The organism is Bacillus cereus group sp. N6 (assembly GCF_016483705.1).
Lineage (GTDB): Bacteria > Bacillota > Bacilli > Bacillales > Bacillaceae_G > Bacillus_A > Bacillus_A wiedmannii.
On the sequence record NZ_JAEHBI010000013.1, the window covers coordinates 12,876 to 37,434 of the forward strand.

A 24,559-nucleotide genomic window follows, 5' to 3' on the forward strand; every position below is an offset into this window, starting at 1 on the left:
CATTCGTATCAGTATTTTGAAAGTAAATTCATTAACAAAGAAGCAGTATTATAAGCATGATTGGATGCCAATATTATCAGGAGTATGTAATTCTAAATACAATAACAGATATCTAAATAACTAGATATGATATGTTAAAAAATTTCTCCTTTCGATGTTTCTTGCTTTTATAGGCAGTGCAATTTATAAAAAAAGTCATTGGATACCTGTAAAAAAGCAGAATGTGTGAAAGCTAATAATCAATTAGTATGCTGATTAATTATTAGCTTTCATTTTATAATTCGTTTTGGACGTATTCAGAAAACTCTCGTATTGTTTTTTCATTTCGACGATAGTAGGTCCATTTTCCAATTCGGTCAGACTCTAGTAATCCTGCTTTTTTCATAGTTAATAAATAACTAGAAATAACCGATTGGGCTAAGCCAGTTTTAAGCTGGATATCTCCTACACATACGCCAACTTGAAAGTTAAGGTCTTGTTCTAGATAAGGTTTTTCATCGAAATGGTTTTCTGGATTTTTCAACCATGATAAAATTTGACATCTTGTTTCATTTGACAATGCTTTATAAATTAATAAAGGTTCCATAAGGATATTATATCTACTTTTATAGATTTGTAAATGGGTTTTAGTGATTTTAAGGGAAGAAGGTGTTCTTGATCTGTACCCTTTGTAAAGGACATTCTAAAAAAAGTTAGGCAACCTAAAAAAGATGATTTCTGTATGCAAACAGGAGTCATCTTCTTTAAATTCTATTGATAGCAAGCGTGATTATAGTACGTCATATATTTCTTAATTTCATGTGTTAACTGAACAAACGATTCACATGATTTTATATATGCTTCATCGGTTAAAGTATTACGAGGATTACGGACAAAAATGATAATATTGTTAGGTTTAAGCATGTTGTTGCCTAGCTATCAATGGTGGATTCCTAAGAAGAGTAATAATAAAACCTAACTGAAGATTTAAGAAAAATTTTATGTTTACCCCACTTTTTATTTTAAAAGTTTTTCCTATCCTATAAATGAGTTACATCAAGAAGGATATTAAAAACGATAAAGTTATAGATGAAAATGTAAAGTTAGGGGATTCTACATGCATACAGGAGTTTTGATGAGTTATTTGTATACTTATTTTTTTACTATTATTTTTTGTATTGTGTTTCAAATTGGATGTTATTTTAAAGTGAAAGGAAATATATCTATTCGGCATTTTTTATGGGTATATGTTTTTCTGTTCTACCTTTCGCTAGTGTATAAGTTGACTCAAATCGCGACTGTATGGGATATAAGTAGATATGAAAAGTGGATTCGTGTCAGTCAAATTAACTTGACTCTATTTGATACGGCAGGTAGTACTACCTATCTTTTGAACATTGTACTGTTTATGCCGTTCGGTTTTTTATTACCGACTATTTGGCCACAGTTTAGAAAAATGAAAAACACCGTATGTGCGGGATTCTTTTTTTCATTGGCAATTGAGTTAAATCAATTACTAAATAATAGAATTACAGATATTGATGATTTATTTACGAATACCCTCGGGGCGATTATTGGGTATGTAATATATAGAGTTTTATTTAAAATGTTTAAAATGATATGTAAAAGAGAGGGGAAAAAGCTTGATACGAACTCTTCTTTAGTCATAAAATACGAGGCCGTTTTTTGTTTAGTGTGTTCATTTGTAGGTGCGATGTTAATTTATCATCCAGCTTTATTTGGAAGACCTGTCATCCTTTAGTGAGGTGATTATGCTCTTGTGCTATCTCGTTTATAAAATGATTCTCGTATTTCTTCCAATCAGCACAAGATTCGCTCTATACGTTATTAAGCTATTCAGCAGACTGTAAGATTATCAGTAATCGTAATGATGAGATTGAAATAAAGGCTGACAGTTTTTACCCAAGCTTTTCATTTATGTATGATGCGCAAGAATTATTTATTATTGGTGGAGAAGAGAAATGGTCTGATACCCATTATATAAAAAGATTTTTTCATCTTGAGCAGATTACAGATGAGCTAACTATTGATGTAAGAAAATGAGAGATGAGAAGGAATAAATGAATAAACCCTCAAGTATAGAACGATATACGGGAGGGTTTTTATGTATGGAGAAGGCTTTTCTATTTTTCTCTAGAATGAACAGTAATGTATAATCTAATTCCTTAATGTAATAAGGAGGCACTAAAATTTGAACAGGAAAATTTGGTTTGTATTTACTTTTTTTGCTCTTTTAGTATCTGGTTATGTTGTTGTCCAATATTTTATTATGGATGGATTTCAAACAGGACTTGTAAAAGCGAAGCTTATGTTTGGATCTAAATTAAGTGAATTCTGGTATATGATGTTATTTATACATATTACAACTAGTATAGTAGCATTAGTAATTGGTCCTTTTACATTATCGACTAAATTTAGAGAAAGGAATATCAACCGTCATCGAATAGTTGGGAGAATCTATATGGTTGGTATATTATTAGGAGGCGTTTCTGGACTATATCTATCCTTTTATGCTACGGGAGGATTGGTAGCGAAGCTAGGTTTCGGTTTGTTATCCGTATTTTGGCTAACATCAGCATATCAAGCGTTACATAGAGTTAAGAATAAAAAAATTAAAGACCATCGGAATTGGATGATTAGAAATTATTCTTTAACCTTTGGAGCAGTTACATTAAGAATTTGGCTACCGTTGTTTATCGTTCTATTTGGAATAGAGCGGTTTGAACTTAGTTACGCTATTATTGCTTGGTTAGCGTGGGTACCTAATTTAATTGTTGCAGAATTATTCATAAGAAAAAGACTTAATAAAGGAAAGTATCAGGAAAATGAGGATTTACATTTTTAATGTAAATTTGCTGTAATATTGAGGGCAGAATTTTTTTAATAGCTGAATTACGTACAAAAATGGGATGGCCCATTGAAGCCATCCTATTTTTATTTATATTACCAACTAGCAGTTTCAGTACTTTCTTTCAACCACTTCACCCAATCCGAATCCTCCACCTTAAGCAAACTGAGCGAAACACCTTTCATATCTAAAGAAGTTAGGAGCGTACCAACTTTTACGAATGTAATTTGTAAACCTTCCAGCTCACATAAACGGCGAATATCATTTGCGAAAATGTATTGTTCCATTAGTGGGGTTGCGCCTAATCCGTTAATGAGAATAGCGAAGTTGTCGCCTTTTCTCCAGCGGTAAATGCTTTTTAATTTATTCATTAGTTCGATCGCTAATATTTCAGAAGAGGATAGTGCTTCTTTACGGTATCCTTTTTCACCATGGATACCAACGCCATAAAAGACTTCATCGTCGTTTAATGTGAATGAAGCTTTTCCTTTCACTGGATTGTTTGCAGGTGAAAGGGCGACGCCTAATGTGTGTAAGTTTTCGGTGATAGAATGGCCGAGTGTCGTTAGTTCATCTAAAGAGTGACCTGCAAGAGCGGCCGCACCGAGTATTTTTTGAACGAAAACAGTACCAGCGACGCCACGTCTTCTTTTATTAAACGAAGCATCATCTTCAATTGAAACGTCGTCATTTACGATGATATGGTCAATTTGTCTTCCTTCTTCTTTTGCGATTTGTTCTGCCGCAAGAAAGTTTGCTACGTCATCTTTAAAGTTTTTGATGATGAATAAAATACTTTTATTTTTTGGCATGAGGCGAGTTGCTGCAATAATTTGTTCCACTGTAGGCGGAGTGAAAATACTACCGTTTACGGCCGCTGTAAGCATGCCTTTTCCTACATAACCAATATCAGCAGGTTCATGTCCGCTACCACCGCCGCTTATGATAACAACGTTTTGCGTCAGTTTTTCTATATCTTTTACATAAATGATGTTATTTGTTTCATCGTAATTTACTTTTTCGTTATGTTCAAAATAAAAGCCATGCATCATATCTTGAACAACATTTTCTACATCATTCATAATCTTTTTCATTGCTTTTGCCACCCTTTAATTACTTTGCTGATTGTTCCAGTAATAGTAGTAATTGATTGTTTATCATATTTTTCATGAGAGAAGACATAATGGAAGGATCTACTTCGCATTTGCTTTCAATCCAATCTTTTATCGTTCCAACGAAGCCGTGACTATAAAAGGAGGCAATCGTATTTTTTGTCTCATCAGAAGGGCTGAATCCACAGCTCACAGATAATTCATCAATAATCTTCATATATAAGTTTTTCGTATGCTCAAATAAATAGTGATTAAACGAGTTTTGCTCAATGACTTTAAAAGCATTTCGGTAAAATTTTTGATTTTCATAAAAGTAATCAAATAATAAATCGAAAATGTTTTCCCACGTTTCATAGTCGAGAAAGTCGATAATGTTCTCTTTCGTTTCTTCTCTATAAATCCAGCTTAATAGTTCAAATTTATCTTTAAAATGATAATAAAAAGTTTGCCTACGCATTTGACAGTGTAACATAATATCGCTCACTGATATTTTATGAAACGACTCTGTTTCCATTAAATACTTCAATGAATTCGCGATTATCTTTTTAGAAATTATAGAAGAGGTCATCTGAATCATCCCTAGAATGTTAGTAATATGAAAATCCTACCTACAAATGAGAGCGGTGTCTTTAGACAGATTGTCCATTTTGTCCGTTTACTATAAAACGCTTTCATTTTAACATGAGTAGTAAGAAGAAGATTTCAAATATATCACAATATATTAAAGGAATTGAGGGAGAATCACAATGAAAAAGATTATAAATAAACCAGAAACATTAGTAATGGAAATGTGCAACGGAATGGTTATGGCTCATCCAGAGCTTGAGCTTTTGAAAAAATATAAAGTAATTAAGAAGAAAGAAATGAACGAAAATAAAGTAACGTTAATTAGTGGCGGCGGTAGTGGTCATGAGCCAGCGCATGCAGGATTAGTCGGAAAAGGAATGTTAGATGCGGCAGTGTGCGGAGATGTGTTTGCTTCGCCTTCACAAATTCAGGTGTATCAAGCAATTAAAGAGACAGCTAGTAAAAAAGGTACGTTATTAATTATTAAAAATTACAGCGGCGATATTATGAATTTCAAAAACGGTGCGCATTTAGCGACTGAAGATGGAATTGAAGTCGACTACGTAAAAGTGGACGATGATATTGCAGTAGAAGATAGCCTGTACACAGTAGGACGCCGCGGCGTTGCGGGGGTTATTCTCGTTCATAAAATTGCCGGCGCAGCAGCGGAAGCGGGTATGGATTTAGGAGCGGTGAAAGCTGTCGCAGAAAAAGCAGCGGCTAACGTGCGCACAATCGGTTTAGCGTTAACTTCTTGTACAGTTCCAGCGAGCGGATCACCTACTTTCACACTTGCGGAAGATGAAATGGAATACGGCGTTGGTATTCACGGTGAACCAGGAATTAAGCGTGAAAAAACGATGTCAGCTGATGAATTAGCTAACCGTATGACAAGTGATTTAATAAAAGATTTAGGAGTAAAAGACGGCGAAGAAATCGCACTTCTAGTTAACGGTTTTGGCGGAACACCACTACAAGAACTTTACTTATTTAACAACGCAGTGACGCGAGAATTAGCTGCTAGAAACATTAAAATTAATAGAGTATTTGTCGGAAACTATATGACGAGTATCGATATGGCTGGTATGTCTTTAACAGTAATGAAACTAGATGATGAGCTAAAAACATTACTATCTAAAGAATGTAATACACCAGCGTTTAAAGTAGATGGTCCAGTTGAAAGTGTAGAGTATGTGAATGTGCTTGAAGGAGCAGAAGAGAAGGAAGTTTCCTTTGAAATAGAAACAGCGGAAGAGCACGCTGTTATTAAAAATAATGTCATTACATTAAACAACATGATTTATCTCGTTGATAAAATGAGCGATATTATTATTAAAAATGAAGTACCGTTCTGTGAGTTAGACACACATGCAGGTGACGGCGACTTCGGAATGAGTGTGGCAAAAGGATTTAAGCAATTAAAACGTGAGTGGCATTCTATTGTAGATCAAGAAAACGTAACAATCGGATCGTTCCTTGACGGTTGTTCGATGATTATTATGGAACATTGCGGTGGCGCATCTGGTCCAATTTGGGGTGGAGCATTCCGCGCAGCTAGTAAAGCAGCAGGCGAGAAGCGTGAGCTAACAGTGAAAGAATTCGCTGAAATGTTACAAGCAGCACTGCAAGGCATACAATCTATCGGTGAAAGATCGTTCGGTAGAGGAGCAGTAGTTGGTGATAAAACGCTTGTTGACGCACTTGCTCCATGTGTAGACTCTTGGTTAGCTAGCGCTTCAAACGAAGAAGACATGAAAACTGCCTTTGAAAAAGGAGCAGAAGCAGCGGTTAAAGGAGCAGAGTATACGAAAGAAATCGTAGCTCGCATGGGCCGCGCCGGTACAGTTGGTGAAAGAAGTTTAGGCTACCCAGATGCAGGTGCACATGCACTTGGAGTTATCTTTACGGAGATTGCGGGTAGTTTGAAATAGGAATTGGAAAGTCCCCTCTGCCTTGTGGTGGAGGGGATCTTTAATTATAACCATCATTCTTCCAGTGAAAAAATTTATTTGTTAGCCAATCTGGAAGCTGCTTCTTCAACTTCTTTATATGCATTTTGTAATACTTCAGTTGGATCTAGTACTGCTGTTCCTTGTGCACGAACTATTTGATAATCTTCAATACCTAGGAAATTAAACATTGCTTTTAAATATTTATGAGAGTATTCCACTTCTGTATACCAATCATCATTTGTATAGATTCCTCCACTTGCTTGTATAACAAGCATTCTTCTTCCATCTTTAAGTAATCCCACTGATCCAGTTTCAGTATATTTAAATGTTTCACGTGCAATCATGATATTGTCCATGTAATCTTTTAACTTTGATGGAATATTAAAGTTGTGCAAAGGTAATACGATAACATACGTATTTGCACTTTTAAATTGTTGTAAAATTTCGGACATACGCTCTGTTACTTTTTGTTCTTCATCAGTTAACTTCTGTCCATTTCCTTGCTTTTCCCATGCGCTTAAAACAGTTTTATCTATCATTGGTACTACATCATCGTATAAATTAATCTGTTCAATCGTTTCATTATTAGGAATTAATTCTTTATAAGATACTAAAAAGTGGTTAAGAACCTTAATGCTGACTGATGATGTATCATCCACTTTCGGATGTGCGTTTATGATAAGTGTTTTGTTCATTTGTATTTCCCCTTTTTAAAAGTTTTTACGTTTTAATTGCCGACTAAGTTAATCGTCGATTAACTTAGTCTTTAATGTAAGCTCTGAAATTATTTTTGTCAAATGAAATACATACTATTCTAAAAGAGCCTTTTTTTATTTGACTAAAATTCTAAATGGTCCTAAGATACAATTTGATAACCCTTAAAATAAAAAGCAGGTGATTTGTATATGCAATATAGTGTTGGGGTTGAATATGCCTTGCATTGCCTAGTTTATTTAATTAATACTCCTTCCAAGGAAAGTGTTGGAATAAAAGATTTGGCAGAGTTTCAAGGACTTTCTGAAACATTTCTTTCAAAAGTTTTCGGTAAATTATCTAAAGCTGACATTGTGAATTCTGTCCCAGGTGTAAAGGGAGGATATAGGTTAGCTAAGTCTCCAGAAGATATCTCTTTTTGGGATGTAATAGAAGCCGTCGAAGGCCCAAAACCTATTTTTCAATGTAAAAATATTGTACAGAATGGTCTACTATATCGAGACGACGCTTGTAATTCTTGTGACCCTAGCAATTCTTCTTGTACAATTAACTTAGTCATGCTTGAAGCAGAAGAACACATGCGTGAGTTTCTTCGTAAAAAGACTCTTGCATGGTTAGATAAAGAACTTGATATTGTTTTACCTGAAAAGATAAGGGTAGATACTCGTGAATACTTCAAACAAAAAAACTCTAACTAAATCGCCATGACGAATTAGTTAGAGTTTTTTTGTTTTTTGACATTAATTCCATCATGTGAGTACTTCATCACAAATTCCTTCTTTAAATATCACATTTAATTAACTCATAAAGTTTCAAATTGATTAACATTGAAATTCTAAAAAATACAATTATATTTTCGTGAAAAGTAAATGAATTTATGTGTTCATATATTTTAAACATAGTGAAAATTCCCTTTGAAAAAGGAGCAGAGTACACGAAAGAAATCGTAGCTCGCATGGGCCGCGCTGGTACAGTTGGCGAAAGAAGCTTAGGCTATCCAGATGCAGGTGCGCATGCACTTGGAGTTATCTTTACGGAGATTGCGGGTAGTTTGAAATAGGAGTTAGAAAGTCCCTTTGCCTTAAGGTGGAGGGACTTTTATATATTCTTCATTTGTATCTATATCAAATTTTTCAGTGCTTTTTGCTTATTTGAGACTTAGCTTTTTTGTGATTGCAGCTTATCGATTTTCCAGTGTGCTCCTAGAGGATCTAAAGAGCTTTCAATATAAAACATATATTCATCTGGGGTACTTGGTACTTCAAAAGCTATTTTCAATTCTACCGTTTCATTTGGTTTAACTTGTATATCAGAAGGGTTTTGATCAAGCACCTTTCCTTCATAGGCCTTTCCGGCTTTTTCATCTTTTAGGTTATATTTTAATTCTGATAGTCCGATCGTTTGACCTCGTACATTTTTTACAGAGACATTAACAACGACGGAATCGTTACTAGCATTTAAATATGCATTTTGAACGGCGGTCAAGTAATAGCCTCCCTTAACACTCTCACCAACTAATAAAATACCTTGTTCCAAGCGGCTCATATCTTCTTTTTCTTCAAGATTTATTAATTCTTCATTTTCATTTTTTGCGGTTGGTTCTTCTATTGGACCATTTTCAACGGCACTATCTTTTTTATCTTGTGTGCAAGCAGCCGTAACACTGGCTAATACTAGAATTAAAGTAAGCAATATGAATGATTTTCTCATAAAATTAATCTGTCTCCTTAAGTTTCTCAATTTTGTGCAACTATACATATAAGATTAACATAATGTCTCATTATTGGCTCAAAATAGGGGTTCTTTTAGATACCTTATTCTTTTTCCTTTTAATATATATCCGATTGGTTCTCACGATATTTTTTAATCTTTTAAATCATTGGCTTAGTAATACTGAGGGTTATTATAGATATATTAATCATATAATTTGTCCCTATCAAAATGAACGTTTTTTGCATCTAATATATTGTAAGTATATTTTATTTTGAAAGGATGTGATTATATGGCTCATAAATCTACGGGAGTGTTTCGAGTTCCAGTTTCTGAAAATGGGATTATTCCAACTGCTCTCAACATTATGTTAAACAATGATTCACGCTGCCATACTAGTAATGTAACGGTAACTGTTAAGAGAAGTCGAAACATTTCTTTCCCGACTCAAAATGAGTTAGTTGAAATCTCTCGTACTTTTGTTTCTTTAGAACCAAACAGAACAACTAAGATTGTGTTGTTTACGCCAGAATTCCAAATAGAAGATTTTCTTGATGTCATCGTTAGTGGAAATAAAGATGATGTTAAGGATGTTCTTGTATATTCTTTCTTAGCAGATTCAGCAGGTCACAATCTGCCATCTACTGTTTTCAGAAATGCAGAATACACTTTTGCTTGCTGATACCGTGATGATGTATTCTTTACTGTCATATCAAGGTACCATCCTGCAGCTTGACTCAACTTAATTTTATTGTGTTGTTATTGTATAAGAAAAGAAGACATCGATTAAGATGTCTTCTTTTACTTGTACACTTGGTGTTAAGAAGGTATCATATTGCTTAAAAACCATAAAAAAATATAACAATCATCGAGTGAACCTATTATAGCATCAATAAACAGGTTTTAATATGTAATATTAAATATATATAGATTTAATTATGTTTAATCTATATAGTTAAATTGTCTGTTATTTGTTTTAATTCATTTACTTATTTTATTTTTGAGTGCTCCAGCAATGGAGCCTTTTTTTATGAAATAAAACATTTTCTTTGCGTTATTTAGTTGATCTATATTAACTTTACCTCTTTAAAAAATATTCATATTTAGCAAAAGTAATTAAGTTTATTTTTAAATCTATCTTTTACAAATTGAATAAAACTCTGTCCAGGATAAATTCTTTTAAATAGAAATATAAAAGCAAAAGTGGAAGACCAAGCTGATATGCAGAGCATTACATCAAAAATCCAAGTTGGAAAATGTAATAACTTTGTAATTCCTACAAGCAGAAAAAGTGGCCAAAAAATAATGTTGGTTAGTAATATAAAACTTACCACCGGCTTTTTCAGTCTTTTATCTTCAGTCATATACAATCCCACCTTAAGCTAAATTTTTAACATACTTTAATGTACTTATTCAGCGCGTCGAGGTAATACACTGAATATTCTTTCTGTTATAACTAAATTTTCTTTCAAAATATTACTTAATCAATTAAAAAAGGGAATTTTTAACTGATTATTTACATAAAATTCGTTCTTGGAAGTAAAGTTCTAAAAGTAATTTATCCATAGTGATATTAAAATTACTACTAACAGGGATAGCACCACATCACTATCATGCTACCCAAAATAAACTACTCAAAATGAAAAAATGAACTAAATTCTCATAGATAACTGGAAAGTAATAAAATTTTCGTTTAGGGGACATTTTAAAATACTAGCTTGATAGGCATGGGGTGCAGCCGAGATTGCGATTTTAAGATTATTATCTTTTCGTTTGTGTAAAATCAATTATTTAATTGTTTAAATAAATGTTAGTTAAACGAATGTAATTCTGAATTTTCTGTAAAAATTATCTCAAGTTTATGAAGATATCACGAGGTAATGTTGTATGGTAGTATGAGGAAAAGAGTATATAGATAATTTTGGAAAAGGGGGATGTAAATTGAATGTTCAAACTACCGTAAATAACAAAGTTACTGAACTGTTAAATGCCTGGTATATTGAAATTCGAAATAGAAACGTTGCGAATGCATATAAATTTAAAAAAGAAATTGAGAGTTCTATAAATAATATTGAAGAAGACCAAAATCTATTACTGTATTATTCGTTACTTGATTTTGGTTATAAATATTTAATAGATAATTTGAGTATAGCAAAAAATAGTTTTGATCAAATTGAATCTTTGGGTAAACCAACTGATGATTTTTTATCGTATTATTATCATTTTTATAAAGCAATCTACTCTAATGCAGTTGGTAATTACAATGCAGCAAAAGAGCATTATGAAATGGCAGAAAATTTACTTGAAAGTATTCCAGATGAAATTGAAAAAGCAGAGTTTTATTATAACCAAGCTGTTTTCCAATATCATTATTATCAGGCTTTTGTGGCCTTCCAACAAGCAACAAAAGCAAAAGAAATATTTGCTAAACATGAAGGGTATGAAGTGAAAATCGGTTATTGTAACAACCTAATGGCGTTAGCTTGTACACATTTGAAAGAATGGGAATTAGCTGAAGAACTTTATATTTCGGCAATGGATATCTTTAAAAAGGTTAAAAATGAAAACGGTATGTTAGTTGTAAAACAAAATTTAGGTTTAATGTATGCTGGACAGAATCTTTCGGAGTTAGCTATCAGTCATTTAAATGAGGTCTGTGAAAAAATGCCTGAAAACTATAAAGCGATATATATTAAGGGGAAAGAACATTTTAAATTAGACGAAAATTCACTAGCTTCAGTACTTGTTCGAAAAGGCACGGAGATTTGCGATAAATTAGAATTGGTAGAGTACCAACACCATTTTAAAATTTTAAATGGACTAAATGAAGGATTAAATGGAGAAAAGCTAGAAGAAATTGTATTAGAAGGTATTGAATATTTCGAAAGAGAGAAGCTTTGGGAATACGTGAAAGAATATACTGAAGTACTAGCGGTTCTATTCCATAAAGAACATAACTTTGAAAAAGCGAGTTATTATTTCTTCTCTAGCCATAAAGCGAGTGAAGAGGTTTTTAAAAAGGAGGCATTAAAATGAAAAAAATAAGTGTTACCTTAGTTGGTGTTGTCACGGCTCTTACGTTATTTTTGAATGTGTCTCATAATTCGGTCAATCATCAGGAAGCCTCTCAATTTATTAAAGATGTCATCGTTCAATATGCACATGGGAATACTGGTTGAAGATAAAGTTTCGTGATGGAAAACCTCGTTATTAATAGCGAGGTTTTTTTGATGTTAAATAGTAGGGTATCGCTATCAAGCTAAGAAAAGCAAATACCCCAAATTAATTTTTTGTTTAGGGTATTTGTATATACTTCCAAATATTAAGTCGATAGGCCATGAATGATGCCCCGAGATAAGAGAGTCTAAAGTATTTGAATAAGAAACTTTAGATTGTTCGTTATAGTTTTTTTGAATATTAATATAATCCTATATACTTTTTTATTATTTTAGTTAAAAGAAGTTTGAAATTTGTAATTCACTATGTTTTCCAAAGAAAATAGTGAAAGGCAAGGCGATGAATACATTTACAAAATGACAAAATTGTAAGAATACACGAATGTTTGTAAGAAAGTTCGATGTTTTCCTTTTTCTTTTTTTATTATAGTGAAAAAGAAGAACGAAATATTCTCGTATGTAGGAAAGGAAGATAATAATGATTGATCTATTAAATAAATGGATGTTAGAAAGTACAGGCAATTTCAATATCGTTGTAGGACTTACAGCACTTCTATTTTTGGGTTCAGTAATTGCACTTATTATTATTTACAAAAAAATTGGTAAACCATATGAAAGAACAAATGCTATTTATTTAAAAATTACTTCTCGTATGTTTACTATTCAAATTCTAATGAATGCTATATTTATTTCTTTAGTTGGTAAAGATATTGAGAATTTCCGTCAAATCTTTATATTATTTGAAGCTTTTGTATTCTTTATTGGAGCTATTTATTCGTTTAAATTATATAAACAGGAATACAAATAATTCACTTATAAGAAACAATAAAAAACAGTAGTGATTTTATACACTACTGTTTTTTATTGTTCATTTTCAAATGTAAACCTAACTGTATATTCTATACAGTTAGGTTTACATAACATCTTATTATCGGTAGCAAGAAAAAGGCGAATTCCTACTTTCAAAAGGAATTCGCCTTTTTCTTTTTCTATAACCCTATTTATCTTTTTATACATTCCTATCATGGCGGTACCCCATTTATAGGTTATGAGAAAGGGTATTTTTTGTACTATTATCTATTCTTGGATATTATTAATAATATCTATATGAACTTATTTTTTTATTAAAAAGGTTTGGCGGTGTGTAAAATGATTAAAGGGATTAAAAATATTGAAACGAAAGAACCGATAAACATGTTTCTATTTATTCCCTGTAGTACTCTTTTGTTTGATAATATTTATCAACATTTTATTCTTAGAAAGGATTTTACACTACAGAAGCTTTTATTTGAACTCGTATTTTTATTTATTTTCATTTCATTTTTTTATATAGTAAATGTTTACAAAAAATGAATAAACAAATGTTTACAAAATATATTTTTCTTGGCGTTAGTATTAGTTATCTTTTGGCATACGATCTTATGTTTATACGTAATCCAGGTGCTTCTTTACATATCCCTTATTTAGAGTGCTTCTTAGTAATTTCTGCACCTTTATTTTTAAGTATTCATTATCTTCTATCGGTATCTATTTGTATGATATGTAGATTTTTAATTGCTATTTATTATTTTGAAATTAACTATCCAATATCATTAATATTATTGTTTCTAACAATTTTTGTTACGTCATTTTTTGTATTTCTTTCATTAAAATTTTTAGTACAAAAAATTAAAGCATCCTATGAAAAACAAATGAAAGAAACAGCTTTATCGATAATGAGGATAATGGAATTAAAGGATCAATATACTAAAGGGCATAGTGAACGTGTAGCCAATTATGCTACTATTCTTGCTAAAGAAACAAATGAATATGATGATAATTCTTTAAAACAATTTCATTTTATTTGTTTATTACATGATATAGGGAAAATAGGCATTCCGGATGAAGTTTTAAAGAAAGCATCTTCTCTTACAGAAGAAGAATATAATATTATTAAGAAACACCCACAATTAGGATTAGAAGTTTTTAAAAATATATCTTTAATAAAAGGTAGTGAAGACATAATTCTTTCTCATCATGAAAGATGGGATGGAAAGGGATATCCTCAAAAACTAAAAGGAAATCAAATACCATTATGCGCAAGAATTGTTGCAATAGCAGATGCATTCGATGCAATGACTTCTTCAAGAGCATATCGTTCGGCTCTATCTCCTGAAGAAGCTTATAGACGTATTATAGAAGGATCTGGTACACAATTTGATCCTTCTATAGTAGAGGTTTTCAAAAAGGTATTTCCTTTGTGGGAAAAAGTGGTCCCAAATTCTTTTAGTTAAAAGCTCATGTCTGAAATCGATTCATATTTGAGGTATGACGAATGCGAAAAATGAAAAAAACAAATCCAATCGTGATAAAAGTTTGGAACCAGATAATGAATAAGGCACATAAAGAAAAGGTACCTATATATAGTATAGGTACCTTTTCTAATAGTTTTTTAGCAGAAACAACTGCATCCGATAATGATTAATAGAATAAATAATACAACTAATAAAGCAAATCCTCCAGCGAAACCGCAGCCCTCGCCGCAACTACCACCATATCCCATAACAATAGTGCCTCCTTTAGATAAGAGGGTAAAACTAGGGTTCATTCCATGGATCTTAATGGGTTCACTTTACTTTATGTTTTAAAGAATGAATGGAGCAGGTCCTTTTGAAAATAAAGAAAAGACGCCATTAGGCGCCTTCCTGTTAGGTAGATAAGACTTTAGTTTTCCAATCTAAAGAAATTTTGTATCAGTTCTTTGTGAGTATATCATAATATCTGATTGATTTATTATGCATTGTTACATAATTTTCTAACTCCTCTATTTTTCATTTGATAAAATAAAATCCTAATATTACCAAAAATTAAATAAATATTTCTACGTATTCAAGATATTTACATAAATTACAGAAGTGATACATTTAAATTGTAAGCTATAAAAACTATTAAAGGGGGATTTATTATGTTCAAGAAATTAGTAGTAGGGCTATTGGCAACTGGTATTGCATTAACAGGAGGAATTGGGGCAGCTTCAGCTGATACGCAAAAAGCTGTGAGCTCTCCGAAGCAAGCAACATGCTCAATTCCTTATGAGTATTCTAATGGTAAATTCAAAAGAACTCTTTATTACTCAAATGGAGTATATGCTAATAGTTTTAATGAAAATGTTTGTGGTGGGACGATTACGTGGTATTTAAAACATGTTCAAAATGGAGTTGCTTTTTACGAAGGTAATTTAAAATAGTAGATTTTTTGAACCTCATTTATTGAGGTTCTTTTAGTTTTTAAACTGATTCTCCACAAAAAAAGACACCCAAAGGTGCCTTCCTGCGACTTGAACCACTTTAATTTTAAAAATACAGGGATTTTTCCTGTGGTTTTTGTAAGTAGCTTTTACGAAATTATGAGTGTTTTTTATTTTGTATTTCAATAAGTTCATCTGGTAGCATTTTTGTATAATATTCTTTTTCTGTTAGTTCAAATATAAATAATGCTTTTTTCCAGTTATAAACAACATCTTCTACATTATGTTGTTTAATCTTTAATAAATACTGACCTTTTAAATAGAATAGTTCACCTAATAGGTATAAAGTATTTAGATTAATTGCTAATTTTATACCCTTATCAAGGTATTTTATTGCCTCTTCATGTTGATATGTGGAGTCTAAACATTTTGCTAAATTTAAAATGATTTTTAACTTAATTTCTTTATCTCTAGGAAAATCTAACTTATTAAAATTAGTTAAACATCTTCTTAATATATTAATACCTTTTTCATAATTTTTATTTTCCGCATAAAATATAGCCATTGTTTGCATAATATCTATTTCTCTTTCTGATAAAAAATCAGAATTAGTTAAAGTCAGTTTTAATGCATTATTTAAAAGATCTAAAGCAGTTTTTATTGATCTATCCACCATAAATATAGCAATTGCTTCGTGCCATATTAGAAACTGTTTCTCTTCTTTAGTTTGAAAATTATTTAAGTTTTTCTCTTTTTTTACTATTTCATAAAGTTCTTTATATTGTTTTTGCTTTAAGCAGTCTTTTATTACATATTTTACATTTTCTACATATTTTAATCTTTTGTTTTGAGTTAGTGCAAATATATTATTTGGATCAATACCAAGTCTTTCTGATAACTGATATAACAATATACTAGATGGATAAATCATACCTTTTTCGATCTTGCTAATTTGACTTTGTGAACATATTCCATGACATAATTCGGATTGTGATATATTTTTTTTCATTCTAAGTTCTTTAATGATAATACCCAAATCGTTAAATTCCATTTTTCCACCTACTATCTAGCACTTTATTAGTAAAAGAATATTCCCTAACCTTAATGTAATGTAAAAATAATGTAGTTGCAATTATTGTTTGTTGTAAAGGGCTTACCGTTTTCATAAGGTGGTGAGGATTTTAATATGTACAAAAAAGACACCCAAAGGTGCCTTCCTGCGACTTGAACCATCTTAATTTTAATAATATGTATTGGACTCCCATCCAACTATTATTTTATCATGCTAAATACATAAATTCATTGAGAAAAAGATATAGCTCATTATTCATTCTGTCAAAAGGATTTATCCCACGTAACGTATGAATGTTCCATAAATGTATCAAAAAAATGAACAAATCGTGATTGGAATAAAAAAGGGTTCTTACTATTACGTAAGAACCCATAAACAAAAAAGTCGTATGTGCTTCAATATTAGAATTACATAAAAACGCTATTTTAATAAAAGCGACATTGAAAGTTAGCAAGCAATACTTAAAAGAGTAAAAGCGGCAAATGCGTAAACTAATAAGCTACTAGTAGCAAGGAATTTTATAATTTCATTTGTAGAAATAATAGTTAAACATAATGCTATAGATGCACCTATAAAGAATTGATACTTTGTATGTATATTTGTAAGATTAATTATTACGAGTACAGTTAAGAAAAGTGAAATGAAGTTAAAATATCTTTTCATTGTCATATTTCCTTTCAATGTTTGATCTGTATTTATTATACTAGATTGTACCAGTAATAACATACTTTGTAATAAATCTTAATAGAAATCTCATTTTGCCATAAATAAAAAGTCGGTTGTTTCCGCAACCACCTTTCAGTAAAGTAAAGCACTTTTTTATAATTCAAGTGACGAGTTTAATTTATCCCACTATTTGCGGGCAGCCCGATTGGTGAGGGCTGATTAAAGTTTCACTTTATAAGAAAGGAATGACTACATTATATGAAAACTTGTCTAATAAGGTTACATATAAAAGAGCAGCTAGCAATGGCTAACTGCTCAATACAAGGAGATACAGAGAAAACTAAATGAATGTTGGCATACAGCCTATCAACATTATGGACATAATATTGAGTTTTATTCGAAGGAATTCATGTTTTATAAATTAGATTATGATAGTCGGTATTCTTTTATTAAATAGCCAACAGCACTGATTACTATAAGAATGAAAAGAATAAGTTCTAGTGTAACTGGCAGTTGATCTACCCTAAATGCATCAATTTGTTACATTATGATTATAAGATGTTTTTTTATAGTTAGTGGTGAAAAATTTAATAAAACTACCTCTATATGAAAAAAGGTTCTGTTGTCTCCAACAGAACCTCTTCTAAAATGGCAAAGAGTAACTCTTACCTTACTCTTTGTTAATAATATTACAGGAGTGTTAATGGAAATCCAAGACTCCTTATATTGAGAAATAAAGAAGAATTATTTTAAAGAATTTCAATATAAAATTAGAGATTACCATGAGGGGAGTTATAACGAGTTACTACCTATACATATTCATAAATAAAACAACATAATATTAACACGGAAAAATATATTAATATGAATTTTTGCATATTTTAAAATTCAATATATCCCTCAAAACCTTTTAATTGTATAATGTATTTTGTCATATTTTTAGATTTTTCGACAAAATATAAAATAGAGAACGTATTGGGAGAAGGAATTATGTACACAAAACTATTAAAATCAATTACATCATTATCACTTATTGGTGGTGCTTTATTGTATACAAACGGCAGTGATGTGAAGGCTGCTGAGGCGGGTATTTTTTCTGATGTGCCTACATCGCATTGGTCGTATCCAGCGATTAAAGATTTAGCGAGTAAAAATATTATTTCTGGTTATGGAAATGGAATATTTGGTTTTGGAGATGTTGCGACGAGAGAACAAGTTGCAGCTTTAATTTATCGTGTGTTAGTACCAAATAAGCAAGGTGGTACGTTCAGTAATGAAGGTGCTCGTTACGTATTAAAAGATGGATCTACTTTAAATAATCCGTATCGAGATATTCGCTCAGGTTCAACATTGTTCCCAGAAGAGGTTTTAACGTTAACGAAATTAGGGGTTTTTAAAGGTGATGCAAACGGTGGATTTAGACCGAAAGATTCTGTTAGCCGCGCAGAAATGGCACAAATTCTTACAAACGCTTTCCATCTTTCTGCGAAACAAAAGCATACGTTTAACGATATTCCAAGTGGTTTTTGGGGTGAAAATGCCATTAGTGCGGTGCAATCAAACGGGATTGCTTCTGGTACAGGCGAAGGGAAATTTGAGCCATCTAAAACGGTAACACGTGAACAGTATGCACAGTTTTTATATAATACTTTGAAATATAAAAAGCCTGAAGTTGCGGTGCAAGATACAGGGGATGCGGCATTATTAGCAGCATTTAAAGATGAAGTACAAAAGCGTATTAATGCGTACGAAACGAATATTACACTTCCATATAAAACGAAAAATGGTAATCAGGAAGAAGTAATGAAGACACTTTTCAACGCCTATAAAGAAGTCGCAAGTAAAAATGAGTATACAAATTATAATAGATCGAATGTTTCATATGGAATTTCTGGATCACCTGGAAATTATACGTTTACGTTAAAGATTACATATCGTGAAACGAAAGAACAAACGGAATATGTAATGAAGCAAGCAAAGGCAATTGTTTCTTCTATTACGCAAGTTGGAATGGATGATCACGAAAAAGTGAAGGCAATTCATGATTATGTCGTAAAGCATATTTCTTACGATACGTCTTATAAAGCTTACACCGCATATGAAGCACTCGTAAATCGTTCTGCAGTTTGCCAAGGTTACGCACTATTAACCTATCAATTATTAAAAGAAGCAGGTATTGAGAATCATTTTGTAGTAGGAACTGGGGACGGTCAGCCTCATGCTTGGAATTTAGTGAAAATCGAAAACAAATGGTATCACCTTGATACAACATTCGATGATCCAATACCAGATGAACAAGGCCGCGTAACATATTCTTATTTCAACTTATCAGATGAGCAAATCGCAAGAAATCATGAGTGGAACAGAAGTGACTATCCGCAAGCTACAACAAATTATTATAGTACATTAACAAATAAAATTGCGGCAGGTAGTACGAAAAACCCTGCATATCAGCAAATTTTAAAAGATACAAAGTTAAATTATTTAGGAAATGAATACATTGCAAACAACTATAATGAATTCAAAAATAAAATGCAGCAACGTTATAACGAAAAGTCACCAAAGATTGAAATCCTTTATAAACAATCAATGGATGGTGCGTTGCAAGATGTGAAAAAAGTAATTGGAGAAATCGGTTATCCGCAAGGGGCAAACCGTGTTTCTTATAAAGCGGAGCCGTATAATGCGAAAGAAGGATATTCTTTAGTGACGATTACGTTTATGTAGTGAGAATGAGAAAAAGCATCTGTTTCAGATGCTTTTTTATTATTTTAGTTCGACAAAATATGACAAAGGAACGTAGCTACATCTGTTATGATGACTTTGGTAATTTTACATTTTGGAGGATTAATAATGAACAAAAAGAAGATTTTAGCTGCGTTAATAGGAATCATAGTGTTACTTGTAATTATTAATGTAGTTATTGCGAAGGGAAAAACGACATCAACTAGTGAAAAAATGTACACTGAGAAAGAATACAATAAATTAGTAGATGAACATTATGAGGAAATGCAAAAGTTAAAAAGTGATATGAGTGTATTAGAAACTGAAAAAAAATCTCTTGATGCGCAAGTTAAGAAGTTAAAAGATGAATTAGCGAAAAAAGAGCAAGAAGTAGTACAACAGCCAGTTCAACAAGAACAACCTAAGCAACAACCAGCCCCAGCTCCACAGCCGGAAACGAAAGAAGAGCTGAAACCAGAACAGCCTACAGGCGCATTCGCAAACCCTGTGAAAAGTATAAATAAAACAGATGCAATGAACAAAGTGAAAGAAAAAGCGAAGCAAGACTTCCAAGATGACTATATGACGCAAAACTTTGTTGCGGATGAACAATCAAAAGCATTTGATTTCTTAAACGGAGTAGAGATCAAATCACAAGAAGAATTAAATGTGATGAAGAAGGCATTGGGAGATTTTCCTAACGATTTTATGACCGCAAAGTTTGTTTATGAAGAGCAAATGAAAGCGAAGAATAAGCAAGGATAATATAAAAACGCTATCTTTTAAAAAGGTAGCGTTTTTGTTATGGGATGGGAGTCCAATACATATTATTAAAATTAAGATGGTTCAAGTCAGAGAAAGGCACCTTAGGGTGTCTTTTTCTTTTTTCTAAATGACAGTTTTGGCTTAAAGAAGATAAATTTTCAATGGATGATTCCCATGAATATATAAATAAAGTTTATCCATATATTTGTAGAAAGGAGGGATTCAAATGAAGAGAGAGGATAATAAGGTTGGTCACTTTATATCTGAAAAAGGAAAAGAAGACTTTCAAATTGCCTACGATGAATCAATGGCACTTCTTCCAACACCTAACGATATGAAAGATATAGAAACTACATTTGGCACAATTCGTACGTATTACTTTACTAAAGAGGAAAATAAACATAAGGAACCAATACTCTTACTCCCTGGACGTGGTGCATCTACTCCAATGTGGGTACCGAATTTAGAAGGGTTAAGGGAGAAAAGGCCTGTTTACACAATCGATTTACTTGGTGAACCTGGAATGAGCGTGCAAACGAAGGTGATTGAAAACCAAAAACAACAAGCAGAATGGTTAAATGAAGTAATTGAAGGATTAGGTTTAAAAAAAGTGCATATCGTGGGTGTCTCTATTGGAGGTTGGACAGCAATGAATTTGGCCAGATATAACCCTAAGCATATTGCTACGGCTAGTTTATTGGACCCAGTCTTTGTATTTGCACAAATATCCATAAAGATGATTCTGGCATCTATTCCAGCTTCCGTTCCTATTGTACCTAAGTTTTTAAGAGAAAAGATGTTAAGCTATGTTTCTGGAGGAGCAGAAACAAATGATGATGAGCCAATCGCTAAGTTAATCGAGTCGGGCATGCGTAACTATAAATTGAAAACACCAGCGCCTGATTTATTTAGTAAAGAAGACTTAAAAAATATCAATGTTCCAGTGCTTGCCTTAATGGCTGAAAAAAGTACAATGCACAATTCGGTAAAAGCAGTCGAAACTGGAAAAAAATACGTTAAAGATATAGATATAGTGAACTGGAAAAATGCATCTCACGCAATTAATGGTGAGTTCTCTAACGAAGTTAATGCCAGAATCCTTGATTTTGTAGAAAAACATTCTACTGATAAATAAGTTGAAAGTGGGAAATATGTTGTAATGACAATTTTACTTCTTCTATTTTCATGAATATGTATAATTACATAAAAAATCAAGGGAAAAGAGAGTATACTTTGATATTGTGTAATAAAGATAAGGCCCGCCTACGGAAATAGGTGGGCTTTTTTTACATATGAAGAAAAGACACTCACATGAGTGTCTTTTCGATAGTTTTTTAGCAGAAGCAAGCAGCTCCAACGATGATTAATAAAATAAACAATACAACTAATAAAGCAAATCCTCCGGCGAAGCCACAGCCGCCACAACTACCACCAAAGCCCATAATAGTTCCTCCTTTTAATAGGAGAGGAAAACCAAGAGTTCACTCATGTGTTTTAACGGATTCAATTTACTTTATGCTTTTACAAATGAATGGAGCAGGTCCTTTCCAAAATAGATTTATTTATCCCGCTTTAATGGGCAGTAAGCCCCCCACCTCAAAATTCAGCGAAAGCAAAGAAGTTAGGTGGGGGTCGGGCTGCCCATTAAAGTCCGATTGGTTCAACTAATAATCAGTGGGGGATGAAGAAAACCCCCACTGATTAAAGTTTCACTTTATTCTTAGAAAGAGTTCAAGGGCAAAATAGGAGAATCTATATTATTCTTTAAGAAGGAATAAATAAAAAATAAAATATCCAAAAATACAGATAGAAATCCGCTTTTATACCTTTCATTAAAATAATACTAGCATTATATATTATAAGGAATACTTGTCCTTAATTGTAAATGAAAGGGGGGAATTGATATGAGTTATGGCTATGGTCATCCTCCTGGAAAATGTCATAAACATCACAATGAAACTTTGTCAACGGGTGTATTACGTAGACATTCCGCTACGTTGTTTCTTACTGTGGAAGCTATGAATGTTGATCCAGATGATACTCATACAGTAACTGTTGAAATGTTTGATTGGTCATCGGGTTCTCCGGTATTGTTACCATTAGTAGGCCCTTCAACACAAACATTGGCACCTAATCGATATGTTACTTTTCGTTCAGCAGCTCTTCCTCCAGGAGTTTTTGCTTATGAAGTAAGAATCATTCGTTCGAAAGATAGAGATGTTGTTACGAATGTTTTTGGTCTTAGTGCAATAGTATTTAACCCACAAGAAGGAAATAATGTTTTACAACATGATTTAGCAAAATTAGATCTTAAATAGATTTTATAAAAGTTTATTTATTGGACAAGATTAAAAAAGAGTAGGATGTAATCCTACTCTTTTTAACATCAATTATATTAGAATTTTAAAAGAAATCCTTCATCATTTTCGCATCTCTAATGTTCACTACTACACCTTCAACCTTATCTTTCTTCTTATCTTTAGCAATCGTAATTTGCTCTTTATTATCAACCCACACAAAAAACTCTTCTTTTGCGTCATCTTTATATGTAACGGTTATAGTAGAATGCGCAGACTCTGGCTTTTTCGATCTAGTGTAATTGCTTTAGGAGTTCCGCTTTGAACTGCTGAAACGATAGAGTATATCATTTCTTCGTTGTCTGTTTGAGATTTAGAAGTAGTGTTATCGGTTGTCCGAAGTATTTCGATATCTGTAATATTTGCGGAGTTTAATTGAAAGGTATTTTGTGTATGTTCTTGCTTAGCTTGTGGAGCGTTGTCTGTAGCTGAGGTACTTGCACAGCCTATTAAAGTGAAAAATAGAGCGGTTAGAGCGCATATAGATATGATTTTTTTCATATTATCCCTCCTTATGATTAGTTATAAAAATTTTCTGTTATTTAAGGTAGTTATTGTAAGTAGATTTATTCTACTAGTTTTAGGATAGAAAAAATTCATATAACTTTTTTCATATTTTATGTTTAACATTTCGAAAATGGGTGTACTACATATAATATAACAAATAATTCATTTTAAAGGAGGAAGTTAAAGATGGAAACGAAGTATAGTAAACCTTTTGTATATGAATTTATTACGGAGAAAGAGGTCATGAATGCGGCGAATGATCTAGTGAAGAAAGGGATAGACCAAAAAGATATTTACGTATTAACACATGAGAAAGAGAGGACAGATAGAATTGCAGACAATGCAGACGTGAATACAATTGGGATAAAAGAGGAAGGACTTGGGACAAGCATTATTAACGTCTTTCAAAACACGGGAGATCAGTTAAGAAATAAGATGCAAGAGTTAGGGCTTAATGAGGAAGAAGCGAACTTCTACGAAGAAAAGCTGGATGAAGGAAAAATCTTGTTATTCGTTAAGGATTTAGAAAGAGTCGGTGAATGGTTACAAGAAAGAAGATGCATGTATTCTATTTAAATTTGTATCCTGTAAATCTATAAATCTATTACGAAAAGGAGATTGTAAATATGAGTGAGAACGGACTAAAAGAACAAGTTAAAGGTAAAGTTGAAAAGAAAAAAGGACAAGTAAAAGAAGGAATTGGTGAAGTTACAGAAGATAGAGAGTTGAAAAATGAAGGGAAGTGGGAAAAAACGAAGGGAACGATAAAAGAAAAAGTCGGAAAAGTGAAACAAAAGATAAGTGATGAATTGGATAATAAAGAATAATATATGTTCATCAAGCTTTGGTTACATACCAAAGCTTGATGAATCCAATATAAAACGAATATAGGAGGTTTAATTGTGGGACTTATTATTACGTGTATTGTAGGTGGACTTATTGGTGCGTTAGCTGGAATGATTACAGGAAAAGACTTTCCGTTAGGTATAGTTGGTAACGTGATTGCCGGATTAATCGGATCTTGGGTAGGTAGTGCGTTATTTGGTCATTGGGGTCCTGAATGGGGAGGCATCTTTATTCTTCCAGCTTTATTAGGTGCAATCGTCTTTATTTTAATCGTTACATTCTTTTCTAGAATGCTGCGGAAAGCGTAAGTATGATAA

27 protein-coding genes and 5 pseudogenes are annotated in these 24,559 nt (G+C 32.2%); 19 read left to right on the forward strand and 13 right to left on the reverse strand.

Features of this window, described 5'->3' with window-relative positions:
• Window positions 1-274 precede the first annotated feature (274 nt).
• Entirely contained in the window at window positions 275-586 is a 312-nt protein-coding gene (locus JDS99_RS11975; protein ID WP_000433539.1) for an ArsR/SmtB family transcription factor, read from the reverse strand.
• Window positions 587-750: 164 nt separating this feature from the next.
• A pseudogene (locus tag JDS99_RS31995) lies at window positions 751-852 on the reverse strand (TetR family transcriptional regulator); the annotation flags it as partial.
• A gap of 244 nt (window positions 853-1,096) precedes the next feature.
• On the opposite strand from JDS99_RS31995, the gene JDS99_RS11980 reads away from it, so the two are divergent.
• From JDS99_RS11980 to JDS99_RS11990, 3 genes and pseudogenes are all read left to right on the forward strand, one after another.
• Complete coding sequence (locus JDS99_RS11980; RefSeq protein WP_199695126.1) at window positions 1,097-1,741, forward strand: VanZ family protein; 645 nt, start codon at window positions 1,097-1,099, stop codon at window positions 1,739-1,741.
• 47 nt (window positions 1,742-1,788) lie between these two features.
• Window positions 1,789-2,043 (forward strand): annotated as a pseudogene (locus tag JDS99_RS11985) (hypothetical protein); the annotation flags it as partial.
• A gap of 148 nt (window positions 2,044-2,191) precedes the next feature.
• Window positions 2,192-2,845 carry a DUF2306 domain-containing protein gene (locus JDS99_RS11990; protein ID WP_106383124.1) on the forward strand — a complete coding sequence of 218 codons (654 nt, stop codon included), beginning with the start codon at window positions 2,192-2,194 and terminating at the stop codon, window positions 2,843-2,845.
• Window positions 2,846-2,943: 98 nt separating this feature from the next.
• Here the strand turns inward: JDS99_RS11990 and dhaQ are convergent, their stop codons facing one another.
• Window positions 2,944-3,942 (reverse strand): DhaKLM operon coactivator DhaQ, encoded by a 999-nt coding sequence (gene dhaQ, locus JDS99_RS11995; RefSeq protein WP_199695127.1) that lies wholly within the window; start codon window positions 3,940-3,942, stop codon window positions 2,944-2,946.
• A 19-nt stretch (window positions 3,943-3,961) separates the two neighbouring features.
• Window positions 3,962-4,528, reverse strand: coding sequence for a dihydroxyacetone kinase transcriptional activator DhaS (gene dhaS, locus JDS99_RS12000; RefSeq protein ID WP_199695128.1), 567 nt, complete (start codon window positions 4,526-4,528; stop codon window positions 3,962-3,964).
• Between the two features lie 178 nt (window positions 4,529-4,706).
• Between dhaS and dhaK the strand changes: the two genes are divergently transcribed.
• The gene (dhaK, locus tag JDS99_RS12005; RefSeq protein ID WP_088062247.1) at window positions 4,707-6,458 is read left to right on the forward strand and encodes a dihydroxyacetone kinase subunit DhaK; all 1,752 of its coding nucleotides are present in this window, start codon (window positions 4,707-4,709) and stop codon (window positions 6,456-6,458) included.
• Window positions 6,459-6,532: 74 nt separating this feature from the next.
• On the opposite strand, the gene JDS99_RS12010 is transcribed toward dhaK, so the two are convergent.
• Window positions 6,533-7,174, reverse strand: a complete 642-nt coding sequence (locus JDS99_RS12010) for an FMN-dependent NADH-azoreductase (RefSeq protein ID WP_060489122.1) — start codon at window positions 7,172-7,174, stop codon at window positions 6,533-6,535.
• A 210-nt stretch (window positions 7,175-7,384) separates the two neighbouring features.
• Here JDS99_RS12010 and JDS99_RS12015 point away from each other — a divergent pair, with 210 nt between their 5' ends.
• Both JDS99_RS12015 and JDS99_RS12020 read left to right on the forward strand, forming a co-directional pair.
• Window positions 7,385-7,891: an RrF2 family transcriptional regulator gene (locus JDS99_RS12015; protein WP_063222022.1), complete on the forward strand. Its 507-nt coding sequence runs from the start codon at window positions 7,385-7,387 to the stop codon at window positions 7,889-7,891.
• Window positions 7,892-8,070: 179 nt separating this feature from the next.
• Window positions 8,071-8,253 (forward strand): DAK2 domain-containing protein, encoded by a 183-nt coding sequence (locus JDS99_RS12020; protein ID WP_097890602.1) that lies wholly within the window; start codon window positions 8,071-8,073, stop codon window positions 8,251-8,253.
• Window positions 8,254-8,351: 98 nt separating this feature from the next.
• Here JDS99_RS12020 and JDS99_RS12025 read toward each other — a convergent pair whose 3' ends face one another.
• On the reverse strand, window positions 8,352-8,903 hold the full coding sequence (locus tag JDS99_RS12025; protein WP_199695129.1) for a DUF4352 domain-containing protein: 552 nt from the start codon (window positions 8,901-8,903) through the stop codon (window positions 8,352-8,354).
• A gap of 292 nt (window positions 8,904-9,195) precedes the next feature.
• On the opposite strand from JDS99_RS12025, the gene JDS99_RS12030 reads away from it, so the two are divergent.
• Window positions 9,196-9,585 carry a hypothetical protein gene (locus JDS99_RS12030; protein WP_088062252.1) on the forward strand — a complete coding sequence of 130 codons (390 nt, stop codon included), beginning with the start codon at window positions 9,196-9,198 and terminating at the stop codon, window positions 9,583-9,585.
• A 430-nt stretch (window positions 9,586-10,015) separates the two neighbouring features.
• Here JDS99_RS12030 and JDS99_RS12035 read toward each other — a convergent pair.
• Window positions 10,016-10,267, reverse strand: a pseudogene (locus JDS99_RS12035) (CPBP family intramembrane glutamate endopeptidase); the annotation flags it as partial.
• Between the two features lie 577 nt (window positions 10,268-10,844).
• On the opposite strand from JDS99_RS12035, the gene JDS99_RS12040 reads away from it, so the two are divergent.
• From JDS99_RS12040 to JDS99_RS12050, 3 genes are all read left to right on the forward strand, one after another.
• Complete coding sequence (locus JDS99_RS12040; protein ID WP_060489132.1) at window positions 10,845-11,939, forward strand: Rap family tetratricopeptide repeat protein; 1,095 nt, start codon at window positions 10,845-10,847, stop codon at window positions 11,937-11,939.
• Complete coding sequence (locus JDS99_RS12045; protein ID WP_000724334.1) at window positions 11,936-12,082, forward strand: hypothetical protein; 147 nt, start codon at window positions 11,936-11,938, stop codon at window positions 12,080-12,082. Before JDS99_RS12040 ends, JDS99_RS12045 begins: the two co-directional genes overlap by 4 nt.
• A gap of 475 nt (window positions 12,083-12,557) precedes the next feature.
• Window positions 12,558-12,887: a hypothetical protein gene (locus JDS99_RS12050; protein ID WP_000566288.1), complete on the forward strand. Its 330-nt coding sequence runs from the start codon at window positions 12,558-12,560 to the stop codon at window positions 12,885-12,887.
• Window positions 12,888-12,940: 53 nt separating this feature from the next.
• Here JDS99_RS12050 and JDS99_RS12055 read toward each other — a convergent pair whose 3' ends face one another.
• A complete protein-coding gene (locus JDS99_RS12055; RefSeq protein ID WP_179196832.1) occupies window positions 12,941-13,105 on the reverse strand; it encodes a hypothetical protein in 165 nt (54 codons plus the stop codon).
• Between the two features lie 123 nt (window positions 13,106-13,228).
• Here JDS99_RS12055 and JDS99_RS12060 point away from each other — a divergent pair.
• A pseudogene (locus JDS99_RS12060) lies at window positions 13,229-14,352 on the forward strand (HD-GYP domain-containing protein).
• 158 nt (window positions 14,353-14,510) lie between these two features.
• Here JDS99_RS12060 and JDS99_RS12065 read toward each other — a convergent pair.
• Window positions 14,511-14,621 carry a YjcZ family sporulation protein gene (locus JDS99_RS12065; protein ID WP_000540371.1) on the reverse strand — a complete coding sequence of 37 codons (111 nt, stop codon included), beginning with the start codon at window positions 14,619-14,621 and terminating at the stop codon, window positions 14,511-14,513.
• A gap of 402 nt (window positions 14,622-15,023) precedes the next feature.
• Here JDS99_RS12065 and JDS99_RS12070 point away from each other — a divergent pair, with 402 nt between their 5' ends.
• Window positions 15,024-15,305: an LCI fold-containing protein gene (locus tag JDS99_RS12070; RefSeq protein ID WP_000473837.1), complete on the forward strand. Its 282-nt coding sequence runs from the start codon at window positions 15,024-15,026 to the stop codon at window positions 15,303-15,305.
• A 157-nt stretch (window positions 15,306-15,462) separates the two neighbouring features.
• Here JDS99_RS12070 and JDS99_RS12075 read toward each other — a convergent pair whose 3' ends face one another.
• Both JDS99_RS12075 and JDS99_RS32575 read right to left on the reverse strand, forming a co-directional pair.
• The gene (locus tag JDS99_RS12075; protein WP_088062256.1) at window positions 15,463-16,356 is read right to left on the reverse strand and encodes a helix-turn-helix domain-containing protein; all 894 of its coding nucleotides are present in this window, start codon (window positions 16,354-16,356) and stop codon (window positions 15,463-15,465) included.
• Between the two features lie 468 nt (window positions 16,357-16,824).
• Window positions 16,825-17,040 (reverse strand): hypothetical protein, encoded by a 216-nt coding sequence (locus JDS99_RS32575; protein WP_137014997.1) that lies wholly within the window; start codon window positions 17,038-17,040, stop codon window positions 16,825-16,827.
• A 993-nt stretch (window positions 17,041-18,033) separates the two neighbouring features.
• On the opposite strand from JDS99_RS32575, the gene JDS99_RS12085 reads away from it, so the two are divergent.
• From JDS99_RS12085 to JDS99_RS12095, 3 genes are all read left to right on the forward strand, one after another.
• Window positions 18,034-19,770 (forward strand): S-layer homology domain-containing protein, encoded by a 1,737-nt coding sequence (locus JDS99_RS12085; RefSeq protein ID WP_199695130.1) that lies wholly within the window; start codon window positions 18,034-18,036, stop codon window positions 19,768-19,770.
• A 126-nt stretch (window positions 19,771-19,896) separates the two neighbouring features.
• Window positions 19,897-20,532, forward strand: a complete 636-nt coding sequence (locus JDS99_RS12090; RefSeq protein WP_142310549.1) for a hypothetical protein — start codon at window positions 19,897-19,899, stop codon at window positions 20,530-20,532.
• A 226-nt stretch (window positions 20,533-20,758) separates the two neighbouring features.
• Window positions 20,759-21,667: an alpha/beta fold hydrolase gene (locus JDS99_RS12095; RefSeq protein ID WP_199695131.1), complete on the forward strand. Its 909-nt coding sequence runs from the start codon at window positions 20,759-20,761 to the stop codon at window positions 21,665-21,667.
• A 199-nt stretch (window positions 21,668-21,866) separates the two neighbouring features.
• Here the strand turns inward: JDS99_RS12095 and JDS99_RS12100 are convergent, their stop codons facing one another.
• Complete coding sequence (locus JDS99_RS12100) at window positions 21,867-21,974, reverse strand: YjcZ family sporulation protein (RefSeq protein WP_000505670.1); 108 nt, start codon at window positions 21,972-21,974, stop codon at window positions 21,867-21,869.
• Between the two features lie 462 nt (window positions 21,975-22,436).
• On the opposite strand from JDS99_RS12100, the gene JDS99_RS12105 reads away from it, so the two are divergent.
• On the forward strand, window positions 22,437-22,850 hold the full coding sequence (locus tag JDS99_RS12105) for a hypothetical protein (protein WP_199695132.1): 414 nt from the start codon (window positions 22,437-22,439) through the stop codon (window positions 22,848-22,850).
• Window positions 22,851-22,935: 85 nt separating this feature from the next.
• On the opposite strand, the pseudogene JDS99_RS12110 reads toward JDS99_RS12105, so the two are convergent.
• A pseudogene (locus JDS99_RS12110) lies at window positions 22,936-23,390 on the reverse strand (hypothetical protein).
• 192 nt (window positions 23,391-23,582) lie between these two features.
• Here JDS99_RS12110 and JDS99_RS12115 point away from each other — a divergent pair.
• The 3 genes from JDS99_RS12115 (at window position 23,583) to JDS99_RS12125 (ending at window position 24,550) form a co-directional block, all read left to right on the forward strand.
• Complete coding sequence (locus tag JDS99_RS12115) at window positions 23,583-23,972, forward strand: YflT domain-containing protein (RefSeq protein WP_000448812.1); 390 nt, start codon at window positions 23,583-23,585, stop codon at window positions 23,970-23,972.
• Window positions 23,973-24,022: 50 nt separating this feature from the next.
• Entirely contained in the window at window positions 24,023-24,223 is a 201-nt protein-coding gene (locus JDS99_RS12120; protein ID WP_001293468.1) for a CsbD family protein, read from the forward strand.
• A gap of 75 nt (window positions 24,224-24,298) precedes the next feature.
• Entirely contained in the window at window positions 24,299-24,550 is a 252-nt protein-coding gene (locus tag JDS99_RS12125) for a GlsB/YeaQ/YmgE family stress response membrane protein (RefSeq protein ID WP_000522902.1), read from the forward strand.
• Window positions 24,551-24,559: the final 9 nt, after the last annotated feature.